Annotated in this window: 22 protein-coding genes; 7 read left to right on the top strand and 15 right to left on the bottom strand. The window is 46.0% G+C overall.

Annotated elements, in window-relative coordinates; translation table 11 throughout:
- Positions 1 to 112: 112 nt before the first annotated feature.
- The 7 genes from ACYVGO_RS24190 to ACYVGO_RS24160 all read right to left on the bottom strand — a co-directional run bounded on the left by ACYVGO_RS24190 (position 113) and on the right by ACYVGO_RS24160 (position 5369).
- Positions 113 to 868, bottom strand: coding sequence for an SDR family NAD(P)-dependent oxidoreductase (locus ACYVGO_RS24190; protein WP_460971475.1), 756 nt, complete (start codon positions 866 to 868; stop codon positions 113 to 115).
- 47 nt (positions 869 to 915) lie between these two features.
- Positions 916 to 2073: a DUF1624 domain-containing protein gene (locus ACYVGO_RS24185; protein WP_460971474.1), complete on the bottom strand. Its 1158-nt coding sequence runs from the start codon at positions 2071 to 2073 to the stop codon at positions 916 to 918.
- Between the two features lie 51 nt (positions 2074 to 2124).
- A complete protein-coding gene (locus ACYVGO_RS24180) occupies positions 2125 to 3027 on the bottom strand; it encodes a 3-keto-disaccharide hydrolase (protein WP_460971473.1) in 903 nt (300 codons plus the stop codon).
- Positions 3028 to 3136: 109 nt separating this feature from the next.
- Positions 3137 to 4102 (bottom strand): Kelch repeat-containing protein, encoded by a 966-nt coding sequence (locus ACYVGO_RS24175; RefSeq protein WP_142773790.1) that lies wholly within the window; start codon positions 4100 to 4102, stop codon positions 3137 to 3139.
- Between the two features lie 60 nt (positions 4103 to 4162).
- Positions 4163 to 4309: a hypothetical protein gene (locus ACYVGO_RS24170; protein ID WP_460971472.1), complete on the bottom strand. Its 147-nt coding sequence runs from the start codon at positions 4307 to 4309 to the stop codon at positions 4163 to 4165.
- 110 nt (positions 4310 to 4419) lie between these two features.
- The gene (locus ACYVGO_RS24165) at positions 4420 to 4833 is read right to left on the bottom strand and encodes an EamA family transporter (RefSeq protein ID WP_142773791.1); all 414 of its coding nucleotides are present in this window, start codon (positions 4831 to 4833) and stop codon (positions 4420 to 4422) included.
- Between the two features lie 74 nt (positions 4834 to 4907).
- Positions 4908 to 5369, bottom strand: coding sequence for an Lrp/AsnC family transcriptional regulator (locus ACYVGO_RS24160; RefSeq protein ID WP_142773792.1), 462 nt, complete (start codon positions 5367 to 5369; stop codon positions 4908 to 4910).
- A gap of 174 nt (positions 5370 to 5543) precedes the next feature.
- On the opposite strand from ACYVGO_RS24160, the gene ald reads away from it, so the two are divergent.
- Complete coding sequence (ald, locus tag ACYVGO_RS24155) at positions 5544 to 6677, top strand: alanine dehydrogenase (RefSeq protein WP_142773793.1); 1134 nt, start codon at positions 5544 to 5546, stop codon at positions 6675 to 6677.
- 111 nt (positions 6678 to 6788) lie between these two features.
- A complete protein-coding gene (locus ACYVGO_RS24150; RefSeq protein ID WP_142773794.1) occupies positions 6789 to 7271 on the top strand; it encodes a group II truncated hemoglobin in 483 nt (160 codons plus the stop codon).
- Between the two features lie 11 nt (positions 7272 to 7282).
- On the opposite strand, the gene ACYVGO_RS24145 is transcribed toward ACYVGO_RS24150, so the two are convergent.
- Complete coding sequence (locus tag ACYVGO_RS24145) at positions 7283 to 8782, bottom strand: glycosyltransferase family protein (RefSeq protein ID WP_460971471.1); 1500 nt, start codon at positions 8780 to 8782, stop codon at positions 7283 to 7285.
- Between the two features lie 165 nt (positions 8783 to 8947).
- Here ACYVGO_RS24145 and ACYVGO_RS24140 point away from each other — a divergent pair, with 165 nt between their 5' ends.
- On the top strand, positions 8948 to 10330 hold the full coding sequence (locus tag ACYVGO_RS24140) for a glycosyltransferase (RefSeq protein ID WP_460971470.1): 1383 nt from the start codon (positions 8948 to 8950) through the stop codon (positions 10328 to 10330).
- Positions 10331 to 10351: 21 nt separating this feature from the next.
- Here ACYVGO_RS24140 and ACYVGO_RS24135 read toward each other — a convergent pair whose 3' ends face one another.
- The 5 genes from ACYVGO_RS24135 to ACYVGO_RS24115 all read right to left on the bottom strand — a co-directional run bounded on the left by ACYVGO_RS24135 (position 10352) and on the right by ACYVGO_RS24115 (position 14321).
- Entirely contained in the window at positions 10352 to 10639 is a 288-nt protein-coding gene (locus tag ACYVGO_RS24135; RefSeq protein ID WP_460971469.1) for a hypothetical protein, read from the bottom strand.
- An 88-nt stretch (positions 10640 to 10727) separates the two neighbouring features.
- A complete protein-coding gene (locus tag ACYVGO_RS24130; protein ID WP_460971468.1) occupies positions 10728 to 11525 on the bottom strand; it encodes a DUF3298 and DUF4163 domain-containing protein in 798 nt (265 codons plus the stop codon).
- 85 nt (positions 11526 to 11610) lie between these two features.
- Positions 11611 to 12345 carry a LytR/AlgR family response regulator transcription factor gene (locus ACYVGO_RS24125; protein ID WP_142773799.1) on the bottom strand — a complete coding sequence of 245 codons (735 nt, stop codon included), beginning with the start codon at positions 12343 to 12345 and terminating at the stop codon, positions 11611 to 11613.
- 70 nt (positions 12346 to 12415) lie between these two features.
- Positions 12416 to 13537 carry a sensor histidine kinase gene (locus tag ACYVGO_RS24120; protein WP_142773800.1) on the bottom strand — a complete coding sequence of 374 codons (1122 nt, stop codon included), beginning with the start codon at positions 13535 to 13537 and terminating at the stop codon, positions 12416 to 12418.
- Positions 13538 to 13682: 145 nt separating this feature from the next.
- Complete coding sequence (locus ACYVGO_RS24115; protein WP_460971467.1) at positions 13683 to 14321, bottom strand: histidine phosphatase family protein; 639 nt, start codon at positions 14319 to 14321, stop codon at positions 13683 to 13685.
- Between the two features lie 155 nt (positions 14322 to 14476).
- Between ACYVGO_RS24115 and ACYVGO_RS24110 the strand changes: the two genes are divergently transcribed.
- The 4 genes from ACYVGO_RS24110 (at position 14477) to ACYVGO_RS24095 (ending at position 18844) form a co-directional block, all read left to right on the top strand.
- Positions 14477 to 14893, top strand: a complete 417-nt coding sequence (locus ACYVGO_RS24110) for a hotdog fold thioesterase (RefSeq protein WP_460971466.1) — start codon at positions 14477 to 14479, stop codon at positions 14891 to 14893.
- 262 nt (positions 14894 to 15155) lie between these two features.
- Entirely contained in the window at positions 15156 to 17423 is a 2268-nt protein-coding gene (locus ACYVGO_RS24105) for an NADP-dependent malic enzyme (RefSeq protein WP_460971465.1), read from the top strand.
- A gap of 96 nt (positions 17424 to 17519) precedes the next feature.
- Positions 17520 to 18500, top strand: a complete 981-nt coding sequence (gene trpS, locus ACYVGO_RS24100) for a tryptophan--tRNA ligase (RefSeq protein WP_460971464.1) — start codon at positions 17520 to 17522, stop codon at positions 18498 to 18500.
- A gap of 110 nt (positions 18501 to 18610) precedes the next feature.
- On the top strand, positions 18611 to 18844 hold the full coding sequence (locus tag ACYVGO_RS24095) for a response regulator transcription factor (RefSeq protein WP_142773805.1): 234 nt from the start codon (positions 18611 to 18613) through the stop codon (positions 18842 to 18844).
- Positions 18845 to 18891: 47 nt separating this feature from the next.
- On the opposite strand, the gene ACYVGO_RS24090 is transcribed toward ACYVGO_RS24095, so the two are convergent.
- Together ACYVGO_RS24090 and ACYVGO_RS24085 are read right to left on the bottom strand one after the other, a co-directional pair.
- On the bottom strand, positions 18892 to 20085 hold the full coding sequence (locus ACYVGO_RS24090; protein ID WP_460971463.1) for a pYEATS domain-containing protein: 1194 nt from the start codon (positions 20083 to 20085) through the stop codon (positions 18892 to 18894).
- Between the two features lie 96 nt (positions 20086 to 20181).
- Positions 20182 to 20760, bottom strand: a complete 579-nt coding sequence (locus tag ACYVGO_RS24085; protein ID WP_460971462.1) for an N-acetylmuramoyl-L-alanine amidase — start codon at positions 20758 to 20760, stop codon at positions 20182 to 20184.
- Positions 20761 to 20769: the final 9 nt, after the last annotated feature.

The raw sequence follows: 20769 nt of genomic DNA, 5'->3' as shown, positions 1-20769 counted from the left end.
TTACAAACAAAACTACTGATTCCCACTAAGCGACAAAAAAGAAACCGGCGGAATGCCGGTTTAGAGAGCGCGAGTGACGCAATTCGATTTATGAATAGAAGGCTACAATTTTTTAATACGTAGCTCGCCCACCCGATAAATCGAAGATAAAGCCAGTGGTAAAACTAGCCTCTTCCGATACAATCCAGGCAGCCATGGCGGCTACTTCCTCTACGGTACCCAACCGTTTCATGGGTATCTTGGCCGTCATATAGGCTAACTGTTCGGGTGCAGTATTCTCGTTCATAGCCGTTTTAATTACCGCGGGTGCCAAACCGTTCACGGTGATTCCTGTTTCGGCATACTCTTTTCCAATGCCTTTCACAAGTCCAATGACGCCCGCTTTCATTGATGAATAGCCTGTCATAAATGGATTCCCTTCTTTCCCGGCAATAGAGGCTAAATGCAGAATACGGCCATAATTGCTCTTTTCCATAACCTTAATCCCATACTTTGACATCAAGAAAGCGCCCCGCAAATTAGTATGGTATACCCGGTCATAATCGGCCACCGAATAGTCTGTGATTTTAGTACTGGTTGGCCCCACAATACCCGCCGAATTGACAATAACGTCTAACCGTCCCAAGGTGTCAACTACGGTTTGAATAGCTTGTTCAACCGAACTTTCATGCGAAATATCGACAACGTGGCCCGTTACCGCGAATCCCTGTTTGGTGAAATCAGCCACAGTCCGCTCGAGTTGAACATGGTTTATATCGAATAAAGCAACTGTAGCTCCTTCAGATGCAATTCGTTTCGCAATTGCTCTACCAATACCTTCAGCACCGCCTGTTACTATAGCTACCTGATTCGCAAATCGATTTAACATGGTCCCAACCTATTTTACGTTAATACAAACTACTGATTATCAACCCATCATACGTACCGAAGCCAGCCTATTTCGGGGTGTTCGGCTTTATAACGGCCATACCACTTACACGCTGGGTATAACAGAAGCACCAGACCAAACCAAACAGCATACACGCCACCCAGTGAGATGCCTGCTCCCTCGGGACGGCCAAAATTCAGTGGTCCAGAGGGTATATCGGCAAATGAATAGCCTTGCAGGAAACTCATGACGAGCATGGATATATGCACCAGGTACCAGTGCAAAATATAGTAGAACATAGGCACTTTGCCATATACCGTCATCCATCGGGTGAAGGTGTTGCTTACTCCATCTATTACTGAAAAAAATACCAGCATCAACCCAAGCGTCGCCAAGTCATACAGCAGTGATGGTGGGTATTTGGTCACGTTCATGAAGGACAGAAAGGTAAACAAGCCATCTTTCTGGGCAGCCCAAGGGGCCGGGTCACCGTAGAGGTTCAGGAAGCGCAGGAGCACAAACAAAACCAATGCCCCCAAACCGATGCGGAATAAGAGTGGTTTTCGATCGTCAATAGGTTGCTCCATCAATGACCCGCAGGCAAAGCCAACGAGCATAATACCCAGCCAGGGAATCAATGGATAGCCCACCAAAAGGGCAAACGAAGGGCCAACTGAAAAAAAATCAGTTCGGAAAAATAACGCCCAACCCAAACGAGTGGCTGGGTCGGCAAATGTTGGCACGAGTTGCAGAATATTATGCCCAAACACAATGACCAATCCGATAATCGCGATCCATTTAACAGGCAATTTGGCTACCCACGAGAGGATGATCAACCCGCCCCCAATGGCGTAGATAACCTGTAGCATGAGGGAATGAAAATGAATATCGAACCAAAAAGCGAAATTGATAATCGTAAGTTCGAGTAGCAGTAACACCAGTCCTCGCTTCCGTAAAAACTGCCGGGCCGATCCATCATTCCGTTTTCTGAGTGACAGATAGGCTGAGGTACCCGACAAAAACACAAAGGTCGGTGCGCACAAATGCGTAATCCATCGGGTCAGAAAAATAGCTGGCGTCGTGGTTGCTAGATCAGTAGGGTTTTGGGTTAGTGCGGACGTATGGAGCAGATCTCGAACATGGTCCAGGGCCATGATCACCATCACCAAACCGCGTGTTACGTCAATGGCGGTTACTCGCTTCATTCAAGGTTGTCGTTTAATTTTTTCGTAGATAGACACCATATTTTTTTTCATTTACTGCTTCTTATACCTACACTGTGTATTATCTGATTTTACAAAGTACGACTTATAATTCAGCGCCTTAGGATCAGTGCAACCTTTTAAATCAAGCACTTCTACCTTCTTAAAATCAATAGCATGGCTCTCGGCCTGCAAGGCAATATAACCCTCGCCAAGGGGTGTATTGGCCCGACTAATCCAATAGTCGGCGTTATCGATGTGGGCTATTTTCCAATCGTGTCCTTCATTTACGAAGCCCCCTCCTACTTCAGGTCGCTCGTAAGTGAGTACGGTATCTCCCTCCACGATATGATGAACAATAGAATCGCCTAATACAATGGCTTCGGCGGTTACCCATTGGTCACCATCGTAGGTTTTAGAGTCTGAATCAATGCAATGTTCGGGCTTGAGTTTACCACTCATGTATACCTGAGTACCGGGCGTGCACAGGTTCCCCGTATGACGCGGCCCTTTGCCTAGCCCACCCAGCAATTGCAGTTCAAGCGAAACAGGAAATGTCTGCCCAATTGAACAACTTGCCGCCGATTGCGAGTGCACCATTACGCCACTATTTCGCACATTCCAGGTATCTCCACCGGGCGTTTGGTTGCCCACAAATCGATACGTAAACCGCACCCGATAATATGAATAGGGCTTGTTGTAGTACATGTGCCCGTATTTACCATCGAAGGTTTTGTACTGATCATAGGCAATGCGCAGAATCCCGTTCTCAACCCGAAAGGTGTTTTTGTAATTATCATTCAGGGGTAGACCGGCAATTTTAATGTCCCAATTCTTGAGATCTTTTCCATTGAAAAGCTGCACCCACTCCTGGTGGACTGCTGATTTTTGAGTCTGGGCTGTTGCAGCCGATTGTACGCTCAGGCAAATTAATAGTACACGTAGTAATTGTTTCATTAGGAAGTGAAATTTAAAAATTGGCACGCAGATACAGCGGCTATCGCAGTTTCAGTATCAATTATAACTGCGGCAATCCGCTGTATCTGCGTCATCGGCGTGCAATTAGCTATTTCATCACTTCAACCGTGTTCAACTCAGGGCCTCCGCCATGATTAGCTGACCCAGCCACGATATAAATTTGTCCTTTGTAGACTACTGCCTGGGTACCATGCCGCCCTTGTTTCAATGTTGGCCCTTTTGTCCACTGATTTGTTTTGGGATCAAGTGCTTCGGCTTCGTTATGTGCCAGAAGTTGTACGGTTTCTCCCCCGATAACCCAAACTTTACCCCCTTGGGTTACGGCTGTACTACCAGCCCGTTGGGTTGGAATATTGGAAGTGGCGGGCAACGTACTCCATTTCCCGGTTTTGAAATCGTAGACGTCCACTTCGGCAATGGTTGTTTCCAGCACTTTGTTGATCCGCGCCGTTGAGTTACGACCACCCGCCAGATACAATTTATCATCGACAACAGCTGCACTAATATGGTCTCGGGTGCGGGGGGCATCGGGTAATCGTTTCCAGGTATTCGTTTTCGGATCATATTCATCCAGCCAGGCCACATGCCCATCGTAATGACCGTCGATAATTCCGCAGGCCATATATATTTTGTTTTTATACACCACTACCCCTGCCGAACCTCGTAGCCGCTCTTTCGGGATTTCTGGCCCCATTCGCCAGGCCCCCTGTTTCGGGCTGTAAATGTATATGTTCGGAATTGGCGTTTCGTGCGGGTATTGCCCCCGAAATGCGCCCATCACATAAAGTTCACCATTGTAGTTGATGGCCTGAAAGTGATTCATTTCCAGCGGGGGCGTAGGTAATGTCTGCCAAAGCAGCGTTTTTAGATTAAGTGCTTCTAAGGGTTTAATACCCCGGCCGCCCACCGCATAGAGACTGTCGCCAATGAGGGCAGCCGCATTTTCATGACGGGTAGAACAGGTATTTTGAGTGGTTACGGGTTGCCAGCTTTGAGCGTGAGCAGCCAGCGTGGTACTAATCAGAATCAAACAAAACGACGATGACAAGTTCATAAAACACAGGAAGGAATAGATTGTACGTAACTGGTTAGTAAACCGCAATTTCAGCCGATACTACTCTATGGCGCAGGGAAGCGACCTAAGGCCACCGGCTTCAGCAATGGCCAGATCGGATGCACCCGCCCCGGCCATTGGCGCCAGTAAAATTGGCAACTCAATACTGAGTAACTGCTGGATACACGTATCAGGCCAGGTGTGCATTGGTTTCATTGGCTAAACATCCAATATTGAAAGTCAAAAATGGGCCATTTTTAACATAGTAGCTACACTTGTTTAGCCTTTAGGGAGCCAAACACAAGTGTTTCATGATGTTATAAAATCAATACCAGTGTACCGGCAATAATCAGAGCTGCCCCTATAGCTGCTTTCCAGGTCAGTACTTCTCCCAGTATAAGGACGGACAGAAGTATCGCGATCGCCACGCTCAGTTTATCGACCGGGGCTACCTGCGATACCTTGCCAAGTTGTAGCGCCTTAAAGTAAAAGATCCAGGACAAGCCGGTTGCTACACCCGATAGAATCAGAAAAATCCAGTTTTGTCGAGTCAAGGCTGGCAGTGATTCAATCCCTCCGCGAAAAAACACAATTCCCCAGGCCACAAACAGGATCACAACGGTACGAATGGCAGTTGCCAAATCCGTATTTACGCCTTTTATGCCAATTTTAGCCAGTATCGCTGTTAGAGCGGCAAAAAGCGCGGAAAGCAATGCATACATCCACCACATAAAATCGTGTTTTACCGCCTGATCAACCTTAGTTACGTCGTGTCAATTTCACCCAGCCTCTGCCCACGTTTGACTTACATCGGCACCACCGTCGAATTTTTTATTTCAGACATGACGAAGAAGCTACTGATATGTAAGGTACCAGGAATAACCGAAAGCTGTTCCTGATAGAAATGATTGTAGGTGTCCATATCCCGACTAACGATTTTCAGCAGATAGTCGAACGTGCCCGATACGCGATTACACTCCAGCACTTCCGGCAGTTCACGAACATCTACTTCAAAGGCGGTGAATGAATCCCGGGTTTGACGGTCGAGCGTAACCTGGCAGTATACCATCAGCAGATTGCCGAGTTTTTTCTTGTCAACTATGGTTACGTACCGATCAATGACGCCGTCTCGTTCAAGTCGTTTTATACGCTCATGAACGGGCGTTTTCGAGAGATTAATTTTCTTACCAATCTCCTGAATGGTCAGACGGGCGTTCTGCTGTAATAAGTCCAGAATTTTTCGATCTGTTGTATCAACACTCTCCATAAACGGAATTTTTACGGTATAGCCTCCTAAAAAGGGCTGTCTGTAGAACTATTTCCTACAAATAGACAAATTATGCACTTAGTTTCCTAAAAAAATAAGTAGTACTAGAAAAGAATTACACTGAATTTAACTTTGTACCACTCAAGTAACAACTCCCAAACCACGTTAAGCTTTATGGTTATTGGCGTTCCCAAAGAAATCAAAAACAACGAAAACCGCGTTGCGCTGACACCTGCCGGTGTAACCGAACTCCGCAAACATGGTCATGTTGTTTATATACAGGTTAATGCGGGTGAGGGTAGCGGTTTTGAGGACGAAGAATACATTGCAGCCGGCGCTATTATGCTCCCGACCATCGAAGAGGTGTATGGTATCGCTGAGATGATTATGAAGGTCAAGGAGCCTATCGCTTCGGAGTACGACCTGATCAAAGAAAACCAATTACTGTTTACTTATTTCCACTTTGCCTCGTCGGAAGAATTGACCCGGGCAATGCTGGCCAAAGGTGCCGTTTGCTTAGCCTACGAGACCGTTGAACGCCCCGACCGTAGTTTGCCATTGCTGGTGCCCATGTCGGAAGTTGCCGGACGGATGGCCATTCAGGAAGGCGCTAAATATCTTGAAAAACCACTGAAAGGCCGGGGCATTTTGCTCGGCGGTGTACCAGGCGTAAAACCAGCCAATGTACTCATTTTGGGTGGTGGCATTGTTGGAACACAAGCCGCTAAAATGGCTGCTGGCCTGGGTGCTCACGTAACCATTATGGATGTTAGTCTGGCCCGGCTGCGTTATTTGTCGGACATTATGCCGCCTAACGTACAGACCATGATGTCAAACGAGTATAATATTCGGGAGATGATCAAGGTTTGTGACCTGATTGTTGGTGCCGTGTTGATTCCGGGTGCCAAGGCTCCTCACCTGATCACCCGCGAAATGCTGAAGCAAATGCGGGCTGGTACTGTATTGGTTGATGTGGCTGTTGACCAGGGGGGATGTATTGAAACCTGCCATCCAACTACCCACGAAAATCCAACGTTTATCATTGATGGTGTTGTTCACTATTGTGTGGCCAACATGCCAGGTGCAGTGCCTTATACCAGCACGCTTGCCCTGACCAATGCAACCCTTCCCTACGCCTTGCAATTAGCCAACAAAGGATGGCAGCAGGCTTGCCGCGACAATACAGACCTTAAACTAGGCCTGAATGTAGTAGAAGGGAAAGTTGTTTATAAAGGTGTTGCCGATGCATTCGGTTTCGACTTAACCGATGTAAACACGATCCTGACAGAAGAAGAACTAGCTCAATAAGCGAGTAACGATATTACCAATTCATCGACAGACGCAGGTCGCACTTTTCGGAGTGCGGCCTTTTTTTTGTTCATTTTGCGTTATCTTACAATTGATTTAACTGATTCAAGAATGGAAGCTCAACCCAGAGGAACCGTGCCAACTTTGTATGAATGGGCCGGTGGTATGGAAAACTTTGAAGCCTGGACGGACTTATTTTACCAGCGCGTTCATCAGGATCCAATCCTGGAACCCGTCTTTCGGGGTATGTCCAGCGATCATGCCCGGCACGTGGCTCATTTTATCGCCGAAGTATTTCGTGGACCAACCCAATATAGCAGCGAGGAGGGTAGCCATTATGAAATGATTCACAAACACCTGGGAAAGCACTTGACTGAGGTTCAGCGCAAACGCTGGATTGAGTTAATTCTGGATACCGCGGATACTGTTGGCCTGCCCGACGATCCGGAGTTTCGCTCGGCTCTGGTTGGCTATCTGGAATGGGGTTCCCGATTGGCGGTCATTAATTCAAAAGAAGAATCGGTTAGTGAGCCAGTAGACGCGCCAATGCCAACCTGGGGTTGGGGAGAAACAGGTGGGCCTTATATTCCATAAGTAGTCCTTTTTTAAGGCATACACTGCTTTACGGTTTCTTCATACGCAGGCGATACATACAAATTGTACCCTTTTAGCTTGAGTACCCGGTAAGGCTGATGCATAGGCAAAGACTTACGAAGTCCCTGCATGTCATCTATAGGGATTAAAGCTATATCGGCAGGGCGATAGTGTTTACCCGTTGGCCAAATTTCATACTGGCGATGAAAGTAGGGTACCAGAAAATCGAAGACGAACACGTTAGCGTCGTGGGGCAGTTTATCAGCCAGACACTGAACAACCGTTATATCGCTGGGCTGAAGGTAAATCGGATTTTTATCACTTGAATAGTACCCTCGGAAGGTACGCACCCAGTCTGTTACCGATGGAAAGTCAGGGCGAGTTAGGTACAGTATAGGGACCTGAACGATAAATAAACCCGCTCCTATCAGCCAACTCGTTGCTGGTTGAATTGGCAAAATCTGATCGGCAAACAAACTGGTGAGTATGGTAAGAAAGGCTACCGAAAATGCCCACAGCAACACAAATCGGGGTGGCCATGTAAGGGATACCAGATAAAATAGGGGCTGATCGTAATAGTGAACACTTTGCACGAAATTAAGCATCGTAAGAACTAGTACCCCAATGCCCCACAACAAAAATAAGCGACCCGTAAAACGATCTCTCAATCGGCTCACCAGCAGCCCCAGCAGTCCAACAATCGGCGATACCAATAGTACAGACTGTCCAAGTAGTACTAGCATCTGACGCCAGAACGCCCTCTCTCCGATATTCCTGCTCAGCAAACTAAGGGCAATTTGCAAACGGGGTTCAGCAAAATTGTTTTTATAGCCTACCCAAATCATACCGACTAAAAAGATAACTACCCAACCGACAGCAATCAACCAAAATCGTCCCTGTAGCAACCAATTCCATAAAGATGCGCCAGGTCGTTTCCGTATCAATTGCAGGCCTTCGTAGGCCAGATGAATCAAAGCCGCTAGTACCGCTCCATCTTCTTTCACCAGTACAATGGCTAGTCCGGCAATAACAGCCCAAAGCTTCCTTTTGCCCAGTAACGCCAGCGCAAACAGTAAGGCAAATGGCAAATAAGTCAATTCGGTATGCCAGCCAATAGTAGGGTGATCATTAAGCCAGAATGAGACTGGGCCTAACAAGATCACTAGGACAACTACATAACGTATCCAGGGAGTTACCTGACGTCGATAAAGATGTTCAGTGACCCCTATATAGCTGATCAGTAACAGACTTACCTGAACAGCAAATAAACCGTATGCACCAAATGCCCGGCATAGCGGCCCCCAAAGTAATACCGTATAATAATTATGGATTTTGTGATGGTAGCCCCAAATATTCTCGTACATGAACGGTCGGCCATCCATCCAGCTACGCGACATCTGCACAAAGGCATACATATCATTAAATGTGTAGCCAAGCGTCTGAAAACGTACTACTTTAAGAAAGAAAAATCCAATTAGGATAGCCCCAACTATATACGTTAAACGATACATATACTCCTACAAGACAACTTAAAATATATGCTACTCCTATTCACACCATAAGTAGCAGCAAAATCCCAATTAAACATACATTAAAATAACTGGTTTTAAATAAATTTACGATTCAGTGCCTCTAACAGGAATCGTCCTCAGCCAACTATTACTGCATAGTAACTTATGAATGGCCCTCAACGCGTACGATGGATTCAACGAAACCAATATTATTATACATGTCTGCTCGATTTTCTACATCACACAATTCCACAGCAAAGCTCAGTACTGGAGATTGGTTGTGGCACGGGCTATGTCCTTGATAAGCTATTACCCTCTCGGGGTGTTGGAATTGATATTAATCCAGAATTGATTGACTACGCCCAACAAGCCTATCCACAGTATACATTTCATACCCTGGATGCCAAACAGCTCGACACACTCGAGGATACATTCGATTATATCGTCCTTAGCGATACGATTGGCTCATTCGACGATGTACAACATGTATTTGGCAAATTACATACGGTTTGTCATCCAGGCACACGAATCGTTATTACCTATAAGAATTTCCTCTGGACACCGGCCTTAAATCTAGCTGAAAAGGTAGGACTCAAAATGCCTGAACAGCGCCAGAACTGGCTGGATAAAAGCGACATTACTAATCTATTAGACATAGCTTCTTTAGACGTTGTACGAACGGGTCGAAAAGTACTTATGCCCCGCTATGTTCCACTCTTCTCCTGGTTGATGAACCGCTATGTGGTAAATTTGCCTTTATTTAATCAACTAGGCCTATTTACGTTTATAGTTGCCCGGAGCATGCACAATTTAAAACCTGCGTCAGAGTATAGTGTAAGCGTGATTGTACCAGCCCGGAACGAAAAAGGGAATATTGAGGATATCGTTCGTCGAACACCATACATGGGACGACATACCGAACTTATTTTTGTAGAAGGCAACTCAACCGACGATACTTGGTCTGAAATCCAGAGAATTACCCAAAAATACGCTCAGGAACGAAATATAAAATGTGTACAACAGGAAGGGAAGGGCAAAGGGGATGCCGTCAGAAAGGGATTTGGCATAGCCACCGGAGACATACTTATGATCCTGGATGCGGATATGACCGTACCCCCAGAAGACCTGCCTAAATTCTTTGAGGCCGTTGCTAACGGGAAGGGCGAATATATTAATGGCACGCGACTGGTGTACCCCATGGAGAAAGAAGCCATGCGAACCCTTAATCTGATTGGCAATAAGTTTTTTTCGATTGCCTTTTCCTGGATACTAAACCAACGTATCAAAGATACACTTTGTGGTACCAAAGTGTTAACAAAAGAGAATTATGAGCGACTTATTGCTAACCGGTCATATTTCGGTGATTTTGATCCCTTCGGCGACTTCGACCTTATTTTTGGGTCCGCAAAGCTTAATCTTAAGTTCGTTGAAATTCCGATTCGTTATCGCGCCCGCACCTACGGAGAAACCAATATTTCCCGTTTTAAACACGGATGGTTACTCATAAAAATGACGTTTTTTGCGCTGAATAAAATCAAATTTATTTGAGCGTATACACAGTGACGGAAGCTACATATTCTGCTCCACTAATGTGGTCCACTCGTCGGCCAGGGACCCATCGAAAAACGGACTACCTGCCCGACGATACCAGTAGTTGGCATTGAAACGATCACCTTCTTTACGATGGAGGTACGCATGAAGCCGATCATAGGCCTGTGTACCTTCCCGGCTTTGAGCAATGGTGTGAGCAGCCTCCCAATCATCCTTGGCATCATACCAAAGTCCCTGTAAAACCGGGTGTAAATTGGCCGGTGGCTGTGGCTGCGAGAGCGAAGCCATAAACTGATCGACAGTCATTTTTAGTAGGATTTATCGACTAGTGAATCGGGTAATCAGAATTCAATGAGCGGGGAAACAGTTGCTCTCCCCTACTTGGCCACCTGCTTCAGAGCCAATCATCGCGAAGTATACCATTGAGTTTTTCGTACGGAACAGTTACCTGAATTGGTCCAACGGCATAAGCCGCAATTTCGTAGGGATTATAATAGAAAACCAAGCCATCGCGGCTTGTTCCAACATTGGCAGGCAAAAAGAAATGGCCATCGCGCAAAAAATAGCCCTGTTCTTCTAAATTAGCCTTTGGTAATAAATTTTGCTGCTGCCGAAATTCCTTTTCGAGTACCCCTAGCAAAGCCGTCGTATCGGCAATCATATCATTTAGGGTTAACATCCGGCCTGTTTCCCGGTCGAATGTATAAAAGGACAAGCTGGAATTTGGGTGAGCACCGCCGGTATAGGCATAGGTCTCGATTTTAACCGTGAGTGCTTTGGGACTCGCATGAACCGTATCAGCTTTGGTTTCAAGTTCCCAGCAACCACCCAAACTCCCCATCTCTTTCCGCACAGCTTCATAATCAGTAGCAAACAAAGAAGCCGCTGTAGCCAGATCTGTACGGGCACCCGGATGGCTACCCACTGTAGCACTATCAAGCCAGCCAACTACGCTGTTAACAGCCAATAGACGCAGACTATCGTTAATTTTCCGAGCGCCTTCTGTATCATCTTTCAGCAATACGTAGGATACGTCTACATCAACGCCGGTATTACTCGTCGTATCACAACGGGTTGAACCAGCAAAGGTGTAATGCTGCCATTCTAAAGCCGGTGGTTCCGAATTCGTTGAGTTACAGGCAGAAAAAAAACCAATTATTCCGAAAAGTAATGTTGCAACAAGGTACTTCATGAAGAGTAAATATGGCAATTACAGGAAATGGGTAGTTAACCAGTTAATGGACAGATTAATAACCATTTACATCGAATTACCGCTACTACAAACTTAGCAAATCTTTAAACCGAATTGCCTGTCGGCGGCTAATTTCAATTTTATCTCCTCCGCGTAAGGTTACGAGCAAGCCCCCGCTAAACCAGGGTTCAATTTTCTCGATCCATTGCAGGTTGATGATGTGTTTTCGGTTAGCCCGGAAAAATGTAGCTGGGTTGAGCCGATCCTCAAGCGCGTTTAGCGACTTAAGTACCAACGGTTTCTGATCATCGAAATAGAGCCGGACATAGTTTCCCATCGACTCAAACAGTCGCACTTTCCCTAATTTCACAAACCAGCATTTTTCACCGTCTTTCACGAACACCTGATCGTTTTCGCCCAGAATTTTTGACGATAGTCCTCCCGATGTACCCGACGCTTCAGGTACGTGCTGTTCTTCTTCTACCCGATGAATAGCCTCTGATAATCGAGCGAGTTCAACCGGTTTGAGTAGATAATCGAGCGCATTGAATTCGAATGCCTTAATAGCATACTCATCAAAAGCTGTTGTAAAGATAACCTCAGGCGTTTTGCCTTCGATAGACTGCAGTAACTCAAATCCATTTTTGCCCGGCATCTGAATATCCAGAAACAGAAGCTCCGGTTCCAGCTCTTCAATCATGGGTAAAGCCTCATCCGCATTGGCGGCTTCACCTATAATCTGAATTTTTGGAAAGTTTTCGAGCAGCCTACGCAGTTCATTACGGGCTAAACGTTCATCGTCAATAATCAGGGTTTTCATATAAGCTTGAAAAGTAAGTACAGTGCAAGGGAGTAAACTAAAGAGGCTTTTTACTAGTCAATAGTACCCTTCATCGCTCCGGCGACTCGGTCTTAACTTTTTCCCGTCGGAACATACCCTCCGATTGAGCAGGAATGGTTATTTCGGCACACACAGTGGGGCCGTCGTCAGGCGATCCCAGGCTATGGTTTTCATCTTCCTGAAAAATATGAAACTGAGCCTCGGCTCCGTAAAGCAATTCGAGTCGTTGGGCTGTGTTGGCCAGTCCAAACCCGCCCGATGCTTTTTTATCGCCTAGTACACCCGTATTCCGAATAATGATATGCAATTTATCCGGTCCATCGTCACGACTTAGAATACTGGAGCGAACCTCAACAAATCCACCTCCTACAGCGGTTGAAACCCCATGCTTAATCGCATTTTCAACCAGCGTTTGCAGCATCATGGGCGGCACCTGCCAGAAAAGAGTTCGACCATCAAGGTCAATATGCGACCGGAGCCGGTCTTCGTAGCGTACTTTTTCAAGGGCTAAATAATCTTCTACCGTTTTGATTTCTTCGCGTAATTCAACCGTTTTTCGTCGATCGGCGAGTAATGAATTCCGAAGCAGGTTCGAGAGCTGGGTGATGCCCTGCTGCGCTTTTGTCGGATTTTCATACACCAATGCCCGGATACTATTCAGAGCATTGAATACAAAGTGTGGGTTCAACTGCGAGCGTAATACTTTAGCCTCTGTTTCGCGGATATTCGTTTTGAGCAGGATCTTCTCTATTTCGGCATTCCGGTTTTCCTCAAAGTAATGATAGGCCGTATAACTCAGCACCCAGGTAAGCATAATTTTACCAAAGTTCATGATGTAGCCGATCACTAACCAGGGTTCATCGACCATATGCTCCGGAACCAGGATTCTATCAACTGGCAGGTTTAACATGGTCATAATCACGGCCATGACAAAAACTGAAAGCAACACCCGAGGGGCCAGACGAAAAAATGGTAAACGCACCCAATTCCAGCGTCGAATCATGAGCCGATACAGGTGCGTTAGGGTTATACCCAGAAATATATTCGTAATGGCTAAGTACAGCGTATCCGGGTCAAAGCCATCCTCCAACAAATAAGCCGTATACTCTACGGCAATGAAGAGCGACCAGCCAAATAGCTGACAAATCCAATATACTTTCTGCTTCGACATTCCCATTTCATTACTCACCTATTACAAGGCAATTAGCGAATATACGATCTTGGGGTCGCAGTTATCGAGTCGCAGTTATCAGTGGATATATACATGGATTATCGGCCGATGTCGGCTGTTAACTGGTAACTGATAAAATCAATGTTCACTGCATAAGCGCCAACGTTAGTAGGTGCGCCGTATCATTAGCCAGCTCAATTGTGAATTGAGCCGACGAGTAGTCATACGAAAGCTTATAAAGGCATAGATTACTGTGTTCAAACTGGTCCATTTTTGCAAGCGGCAAATTCGTGATCCAGCAGAGAAGAATCCGCATAGCCCGTCCATGCATAGCCACCAACACAAGTTCTTCCTCTGGATGTGAGAGAATGGTATCCATAGCCAGTTTCTGCCGATCAGCAACCTGCTCAGGGCTTTCGCCTTTATCGGTGGCCTGATCCGTATGGCCTGACTCCCAGGATTCAATTAAGGCCCGGTAATATTCATTATCTAAATTACCAGGTGCTTTCCCTTCCATAGTGCCCCAGCTAATTTCGTTCAGGCCAGTAAGCTTTTCATAAGGCAAGCCCAGTTCGATAAATGGTTCAACGGTTTGGTAGGTGCGTTTTAGCCCTGAAATATATATTTTAGTGAACGGCACGTGTTGATAGGCCTGGAAAAATGCCTGTGCTTGCGCCTGTCCCATCTCGTTGAGGTCCGAATCGACCCCACTACCTTGTACTATTCCCCGCCGGTTATAGTCGGTTTCGCCGTGGCGAATCAGATAAATTGTTTTTTGTGCCAAGCCTATTCCCCTTGCCAAACGGCATTTTTTCCCAAATTTGAGCCACAAAATTACATAAAACACGGCATTTAGTTAGTTCAAGTTTTAAGTTTCAGGCATACTATTTCATATTGTCGATGATAAATTTGAACCTTTGACCGTTAACCCCAACAGACATGAAAACTGGCTTTGACCTGAATGCGCTTGACTTTATTCATACAGATTCGCTTGGCAAGCATCTAGGCATTGAGTTTACAGAAGCAGGGGAAGGCTATTTGATGGCCCGGATGCCGGTCGACAAACGCACCCAACAGCCCTTTGGCATTTTGCATGGGGGGGCGTCAGTCGTATTGGCAGAAACTCTGGGCAGCGTTGCCTCCTGGATGCTGTTAGATGACCCGAACACCCAGCGGGCCGTCGGCCTTGAAATTAATGCGAATCATTTACGCGCCGTACGGGAAGGCTGGGTGTATGGCCGGTGTACGCCGATCCACACAGGCCGCACCACCCACGTATGGGATATCCGCATCACCGACGAGCAGGGCAAGCTTGTATGCGTAAGCCGACTCACGGTTGCTGTGATTAAGGGGTAGCTAACCAGCCACTTTTAGTAATTGCTACTAAAAAAAGAGTGATAAATACACCGAGTTCATGATCCAATCTGGATAGGGGCATGCTCTGGCCTTTTTGGCGTACAAAATGAATGAACTAGCTTTTGAAATCAGGTGAAGTAAATCCTGAAAAATCCGTTTCTTATTTAGTACACCTTGCAAAGACGGCTTAATTTAAACCGTTTTCCCGGCCCTTTCCGTACCTTCGCGCTCCCAACGAACTGTCCTCAATAACGTAACCAGTATGCAACAGAAAATCCGGCGCGAAGATGCCCTTGATTACCATTCCAAAGGTCGTCCGGGAAAACTCGAAGTTATTCCTACCAAAGAATACAGCACTCAACGCGATCTTTCTTTAGCCTATTCACCGGGCGTAGCGGAGCCTTGTCTGGCCATCGAAGCCAACCCCGACGATGCGTTTAAGTACACCGCCAAAGGAAATCTCGTGGCGGTTATCAGCAACGGAACTGCTGTACTGGGGCTAGGTAATATTGGCCCCGCAGCCAGTAAGCCCGTTATGGAAGGCAAAGGGCTCCTGTTTAAAATTTATTCCGATATCGATGTATTTGACCTTGAGTTAAACACGACCAATATCGACGAGTTTGTTCGTACGGTCAAGATTCTGGAACCCACTTTTGGCGGAGTTAATCTGGAAGACATTAAAGCCCCGGAATGTTTCGAAATTGAGGAACGGCTCAAGCGGGAAATGAACATTCCGGTCATGCACGACGACCAGCACGGTACAGCTATCGTCAGTGGAGCCGCCTTACTGAATGCCCTCGAACTGGTCAGTAAGTCGATCGAGACCGCTAAGTTCGTCATTCTGGGTGCCGGAGCAGCGGCCATTTCGTGTGCCCGGCAATATGTTGCATTAGGCGCCAAGCACGAGAACATGGTAATGTTTGATGTGAATGGCCCCCTGCGCGCCGACCGAACAGACCTGAGCGATCTGATGCGTCCCTTTGCCACTACCCGCGATATCAATTCACTGGACGATGCCTTTGTCGACGCCGATGTATTCGTCGGCTTATCGAAGGGAAACATTGTGAGCCAGGACATGATTCGGCTGATGGCCCCGCATGCCATTGTGTTTGCCATGGCCAATCCGACACCCGAAATCAGCTACGATGACGCTATGGCCGCCCGGCCGGACATTATCATGGCCACTGGACGCTCTGATTACCCGAATCAGGTTAATAACGTACTCGGCTTCCCCTACATTTTCCGGGGCGCATTGGATGTGCGGGCTACCGAAATCAACGAAGCGATGAAGTTGGCTGCCACCTATGCACTAGCCGACTTAGCGAAAAAACCCGTACCAGATCTGGTCAATCTGGCGTATGGCGAATCGAATATGATTTTTGGACGAACGTACATTCTTCCAAAACCCGTTGACCCACGGTTGCTATCAACAGTAGCTCCAGCAGTTGCCAAAGCAGCTATGGAATCCGGTGTAGCCCGGCAGCCAATTTCCGACTGGGATGCCTACGAACAGCAACTTGCCCGGCGACTGGGGCAGGACAATCAGATTTCACGGGTTATTCTGACAAAAGCCAAGGCTAATCCAAAACGGGTAGTATTTGCCGATGCGGAGAACCTGAAAGTATTAAAAGCGGCACAACAGGTTCGGGATGAGGGTATAGCGTTCCCAATTCTACTGGGCGAACGAGCAAAAATCGAACAGCTTATTGAAGAAAACAGTCTTGATCTAGCCAATACCCCCATTATTGATCCACGCTCACCCGAGCAGGAGGCATTGGTTCAACGCTTTGGCGACCAGTATTTCGAGAAGCGGAAACGCAAAGGTGTCAATGCGACCGAAGCCCGGAAAATGATGTTTATCCGCAACTACTTCGGTGCGATGATGGTGGAGACCGGTGAAGCCGATGCCTTAATTTCGGGCTTAACCCGCTCCTATCCTGACACAATTCGTCCCGCTCTGCAGATTATTGGCAAAGAACCCGGCGTAAAAAAAGTAGCAGGGATGTATATTCTGCTCACCAAACGTGGCCCCCTATTTTTCTCGGACACCACGGTTAACTTCAACCCGACTGCCGAAGAGATTGTCGAGATAACTGAGTTGACAGCGCAGACCGTTGAGCGATTCAACATTAAGCCACGCATTGCCCTTGTCACCTACTCGAACTTCGGGAGCGCCAAAGGCGATGATGCGGAGAAAATGAACCGCGCCGTTGAAATTCTGCAAAAACGAAATCCAGATCTGATTGTGGACGGCGAAATTCAAGCCCACTTAGCGTTTAATACGGAACTGTTGCAACAAAACCACCCCTTTAGCAAATTAGTTGGTGAAGGGGCAAATACACTCATTTTCCCGAATTTATCTGCCGCTAATATAGCCTATAACCTGATGACAGAAGCCGCTGGGTTCGATGCTATTGGCCCCATTCTGCTTGGCATTCGCAAGCCAGTGTATGTATTGCAGTTAGGTTCATCAGAACGTGAAATCGTTAATATGGTAGCCATCGCAGTGGTGGAAGCACAGGGAAAATAACTACAAAAAGGAGGAAAGGGAGAAGGGGGAGAAAAGGGACGAGAAGAATAATACCTTTTCTCCTTCCTCCCTTTCCTTCCCTCCTCCCCCAATATTATGTCACGAATCTTAACAGGTATCCAATCCAGCGGGCGACCGCATTTAGGCAACATCCTGGGGGCTATTAAACCCGCCATTGAGTTATCAAAACATCCTGATAACGAATCGTTTCTGTTCATTGCCGACCTCCATTCGCTCACCACTATTAAAGACGGCCCCATGCGCCGTGAGTTCACAAAGGCCGTGGCCGCTACCTGGCTGGCGTTTGGACTAGATACCCAGAAAAATACGTTCTGGCGGCAATCACGTGTGGCTGAGCACACGGAACTCGCCTGGCATCTGAGTTGCTTCACGCCCTTTCCGATGCTGAACAACGCCACCTCGTTTAAAGAGAAATCGGATCGGTCCTCTTCGGTTGTCAATGCAGGCTTATTTGTCTATCCCGTGTTGCAGGCGGCTGATATTCTGCTCTACGATGCGGAGATCATCCCGGTTGGGAAAGACCAGCGTCAACATATTGAAATGACCCGCGACATCGCCAGCACCTTCAATCACCAATACAACGACGAGGTGTTTGTACTGCCCGAAGCCCGCATTGATGACCGTCTGATGACCATTCCGGGTATTGATGGCGCGAAAATGAGCAAGTCGTATAATAACTACATCGACATTTTCCTGCCTGAAAATGAGCTATGGAAAGTCATTAAGAAAATCAAATCGGATTCAACCCCCCTCGAAGAGCCTAAGAATCCTGATACAGACATTACGTTTCAGTTGTATTCATTACTAGCATCTGACGAGCAAACGGCTGAGATGCGCCAGTTATACGAAGCCGGTAATTACGGCTATGGTATGGCTAAAAAAGCGTTCTACGAACTCATTCTCCAGCAGTTTGCTACCGAGCGCGAACGCTTCAACTATTATACCATCGAAAACCCGGACGCCCTCGAAGCTGAACTTCGGGCTGGCGAGGAAAAAGCGCGGGCTATAGCAGGCAAAACCATTGCGCGAGTACGGGAGAAATTAGGTTTTAACTAACTGGTAGCCAGAAAACTACCGTTAACTCATTTGATTTGGAATGTGCGCGTGATTTTATTTACTTTCAAAAAGTTAGCTAACTAACCCGTTAACTTTCATCACGCCATAGAATGAACAATCTGCCCCCTATCCGTAACCTGAATTCCGTTCAGTTGAAACCTCGTGAACGCCATTTTCTTGAATTAGCCTGTTCTGATCTTACCTACGTCCAAATCGCCGATCAGATGTGCGTCAGTCCCCGCACTGTAGATGGTTACCGGGAAGCTTTATTTGAACGCTTCCATGTAAAAAGCCGCGTTGGGCTGGCCATTTATGCCATACGGGGTGGACTTGTGGCTTTATAGGGGAAAATTGTTGTTGGCAATGAGCTTCTTCACTGCCAACAACAGGCTTAATTTTTATAATAAAAGCTGCTTGGAAAGCCCTTTTGTAGTTGTAAATCTAATTCTAATCTAGTGCCTAAATTATCGCAGAGAGCAGCCACAGTAAAGGCCTCATAAGCAACAACCGTGACAGTGGCTTTATTATTTATAGGTATAAGATAGATTTCAGGTTCAGGATATGTTTTGTCAAGTAACACAATCACCGTTTGGATTAGTGGAGAATCTGAGGAAGTAGAAGCAACCTCAATCGTTACGTCAAAATACCCTGAGTATTTTGCTGATGGCAGAACGCTAGCACGAAGTGCGCGATTATTTAAACTCGCTAATCCACCCCACCGACCTTTCTGGGTATCATCATCGTGTATAACAGGAGTGTCAACTAGTACTGCAGCGACTTTTTTCTTCAAGTCATTTAATGACGATTCGCCGAATAACAATTCCGATTTATTTTCAGTTGTCGTAGATTGCCCTTGGTTTGCAGTCGCTACTGACCGATTTAGATACCTATCTAAATTTTCAGTAGCACTAGATTGTCCACTATTTGCGGCAACAACTTGTTTCTGTATTTTATTTCGTTCTTCTATACGCCCATCTATTAAAATTAATACAAATTGTGTTCGTGTCCAAAAATAACCAGCAAAAAAGCCCAAACCAAGATAAAAAATAAGTAAGGCATAAGAGAAGACGACCATCGAAGGAAATAATGGCATTTCAGGAAATGATCCTGAAATATTTTTTATTACGGGGATGTATCTCCATTCAGAAAATACACCAGAAATATTGATTGCAGCAATATCTAACAAGCGCTGAATCTCACGAAACTCAACTAACGTTAAGCCAATTATTATTTTTGTTAGCCAATCCGATATTTCTTCTAAATTAGTGTTATCATCGAACAATCTTTTTTCCTCTTTTGGATCGTCACCCGACGAGTTAGGCTTATTAAACTTTACGCTACGTGGGATACCAAATAAAAAACCTAAGAGGTAGCCAAATATATAAGCCGCTCCTGCTATAATCAGTAATATACCTAATATATATCCTAATTTTTCAATAGAGTAAAATGCAGAAAATATAATCAGGAATAATATAGAGATAAAAAGTACCAAGCGAATAGTACGAGTTACACGTTTAGTATCGTCGGAGGTCTTTGAGTCTGAATCAGCTATTCTCAATCCAAGCAATTCATAAATAAAGCTCATAATTTTCAGATTATCGCAGTAATTTTTAACTCCACAAATACAAGGTTTTCAATACAACTGAAAAATATTTAAAAGTAAAAATCAGTGAATCATGGCTTAATCAGAAGCTCCCGATGCTGGGTCATGTTCTCCTGCAAATATTTCAATGAGTCGATTTTGCACCCGTTGAATAAAATCATTCTTTTGCACATTTTTACCAGGGCAATTGTGTGTGGTTAGCTTGTCTTCTTTATGTAATCTTAGGTTTTGAGGATCAAGGCCTAATCGAGCATGAAGCGTGGCAACCGCTTCGACAGCATTATCACGTACTTTCTCTCCCATACCTGTTGTAAAAGACTCTGTACTGTAATCTCCCACCATTTCGACACCCCAGGAAATTTTGTTCCACGAGGGCGAGTGTACTCCTGATGTTGTTAGGGGAGTAAAAACCCAAATCAAATCATCAGCGACAAATAGATGCGGCCCAGCAGACCATCCTTTTTTATCTCGGTAAAAAACTTCCAGGTTTCTCATTCGTTGCTTGCCAGGCGTAGTATGCCATTGAGCAATACGTGGGATTTCCGTATTATGAAGTACTACAAACTGAGGCCTCCAGGCACCAAATGTGAGTTTATCTACGTAATGCTCAAATTCTTCTACAGTGAAACCCTCACCCACTATACCTTTCCACGCCATAGTACATTA

It is taken from the genome of Spirosoma migulaei (assembly GCF_054776855.1).
Note: the sequence above shows the minus strand (reverse complement) of the source record. Positions and strands in the feature narration are given on the sequence as shown.

What these genes read in the sequence shown, in the direction of transcription:
- ACYVGO_RS24190 (WP_460971475.1), bottom strand. Translation starts at nt 868, where the DNA reads ATGTTAAATCGATTTGCGAATCAGGTAGCTATAGTAACAGGCGGTGCT.
- ACYVGO_RS24185 (WP_460971474.1), bottom strand. Translation starts at nt 2,073, where the DNA reads ATGAAGCGAGTAACCGCCATTGACGTAACACGCGGTTTGGTGATGGTG.
- ACYVGO_RS24180 (WP_460971473.1), bottom strand. Translation starts at nt 3,027, where the DNA reads ATGAAACAATTACTACGTGTACTATTAATTTGCCTGAGCGTACAATCG.
- ACYVGO_RS24175 (WP_142773790.1), bottom strand. Translation starts at nt 4,102, where the DNA reads ATGAACTTGTCATCGTCGTTTTGTTTGATTCTGATTAGTACCACGCTG.
- ACYVGO_RS24170 (WP_460971472.1), bottom strand. Translation starts at nt 4,309, where the DNA reads ATGCACACCTGGCCTGATACGTGTATCCAGCAGTTACTCAGTATTGAG.
- ACYVGO_RS24165 (WP_142773791.1), bottom strand. Translation starts at nt 4,833, where the DNA reads ATGTGGTGGATGTATGCATTGCTTTCCGCGCTTTTTGCCGCTCTAACA.
- ACYVGO_RS24160 (WP_142773792.1), bottom strand. Translation starts at nt 5,369, where the DNA reads ATGGAGAGTGTTGATACAACAGATCGAAAAATTCTGGACTTATTACAG.
- ald (WP_142773793.1), top strand. Translation starts at nt 5,544, where the DNA reads ATGGTTATTGGCGTTCCCAAAGAAATCAAAAACAACGAAAACCGCGTT.
- ACYVGO_RS24150 (WP_142773794.1), top strand. Translation starts at nt 6,789, where the DNA reads ATGGAAGCTCAACCCAGAGGAACCGTGCCAACTTTGTATGAATGGGCC.
- ACYVGO_RS24145 (WP_460971471.1), bottom strand. Translation starts at nt 8,782, where the DNA reads ATGTATCGTTTAACGTATATAGTTGGGGCTATCCTAATTGGATTTTTC.
- ACYVGO_RS24140 (WP_460971470.1), top strand. Translation starts at nt 8,948, where the DNA reads ATGAATGGCCCTCAACGCGTACGATGGATTCAACGAAACCAATATTAT.
- ACYVGO_RS24135 (WP_460971469.1), bottom strand. Translation starts at nt 10,639, where the DNA reads ATGACTGTCGATCAGTTTATGGCTTCGCTCTCGCAGCCACAGCCACCG.
- ACYVGO_RS24130 (WP_460971468.1), bottom strand. Translation starts at nt 11,525, where the DNA reads ATGAAGTACCTTGTTGCAACATTACTTTTCGGAATAATTGGTTTTTTT.
- ACYVGO_RS24125 (WP_142773799.1), bottom strand. Translation starts at nt 12,345, where the DNA reads ATGAAAACCCTGATTATTGACGATGAACGTTTAGCCCGTAATGAACTG.
- ACYVGO_RS24120 (WP_142773800.1), bottom strand. Translation starts at nt 13,537, where the DNA reads ATGTCGAAGCAGAAAGTATATTGGATTTGTCAGCTATTTGGCTGGTCG.
- ACYVGO_RS24110 (WP_460971466.1), top strand. Translation starts at nt 14,477, where the DNA reads ATGAAAACTGGCTTTGACCTGAATGCGCTTGACTTTATTCATACAGAT.
- ACYVGO_RS24105 (WP_460971465.1), top strand. Translation starts at nt 15,156, where the DNA reads ATGCAACAGAAAATCCGGCGCGAAGATGCCCTTGATTACCATTCCAAA.
- trpS (WP_460971464.1), top strand. Translation starts at nt 17,520, where the DNA reads ATGTCACGAATCTTAACAGGTATCCAATCCAGCGGGCGACCGCATTTA.
- ACYVGO_RS24095 (WP_142773805.1), top strand. Translation starts at nt 18,611, where the DNA reads ATGAACAATCTGCCCCCTATCCGTAACCTGAATTCCGTTCAGTTGAAA.
- ACYVGO_RS24090 (WP_460971463.1), bottom strand. Translation starts at nt 20,085, where the DNA reads ATGAGCTTTATTTATGAATTGCTTGGATTGAGAATAGCTGATTCAGAC.
- ACYVGO_RS24085 (WP_460971462.1), bottom strand. Translation starts at nt 20,760, where the DNA reads ATGGCGTGGAAAGGTATAGTGGGTGAGGGTTTCACTGTAGAAGAATTT.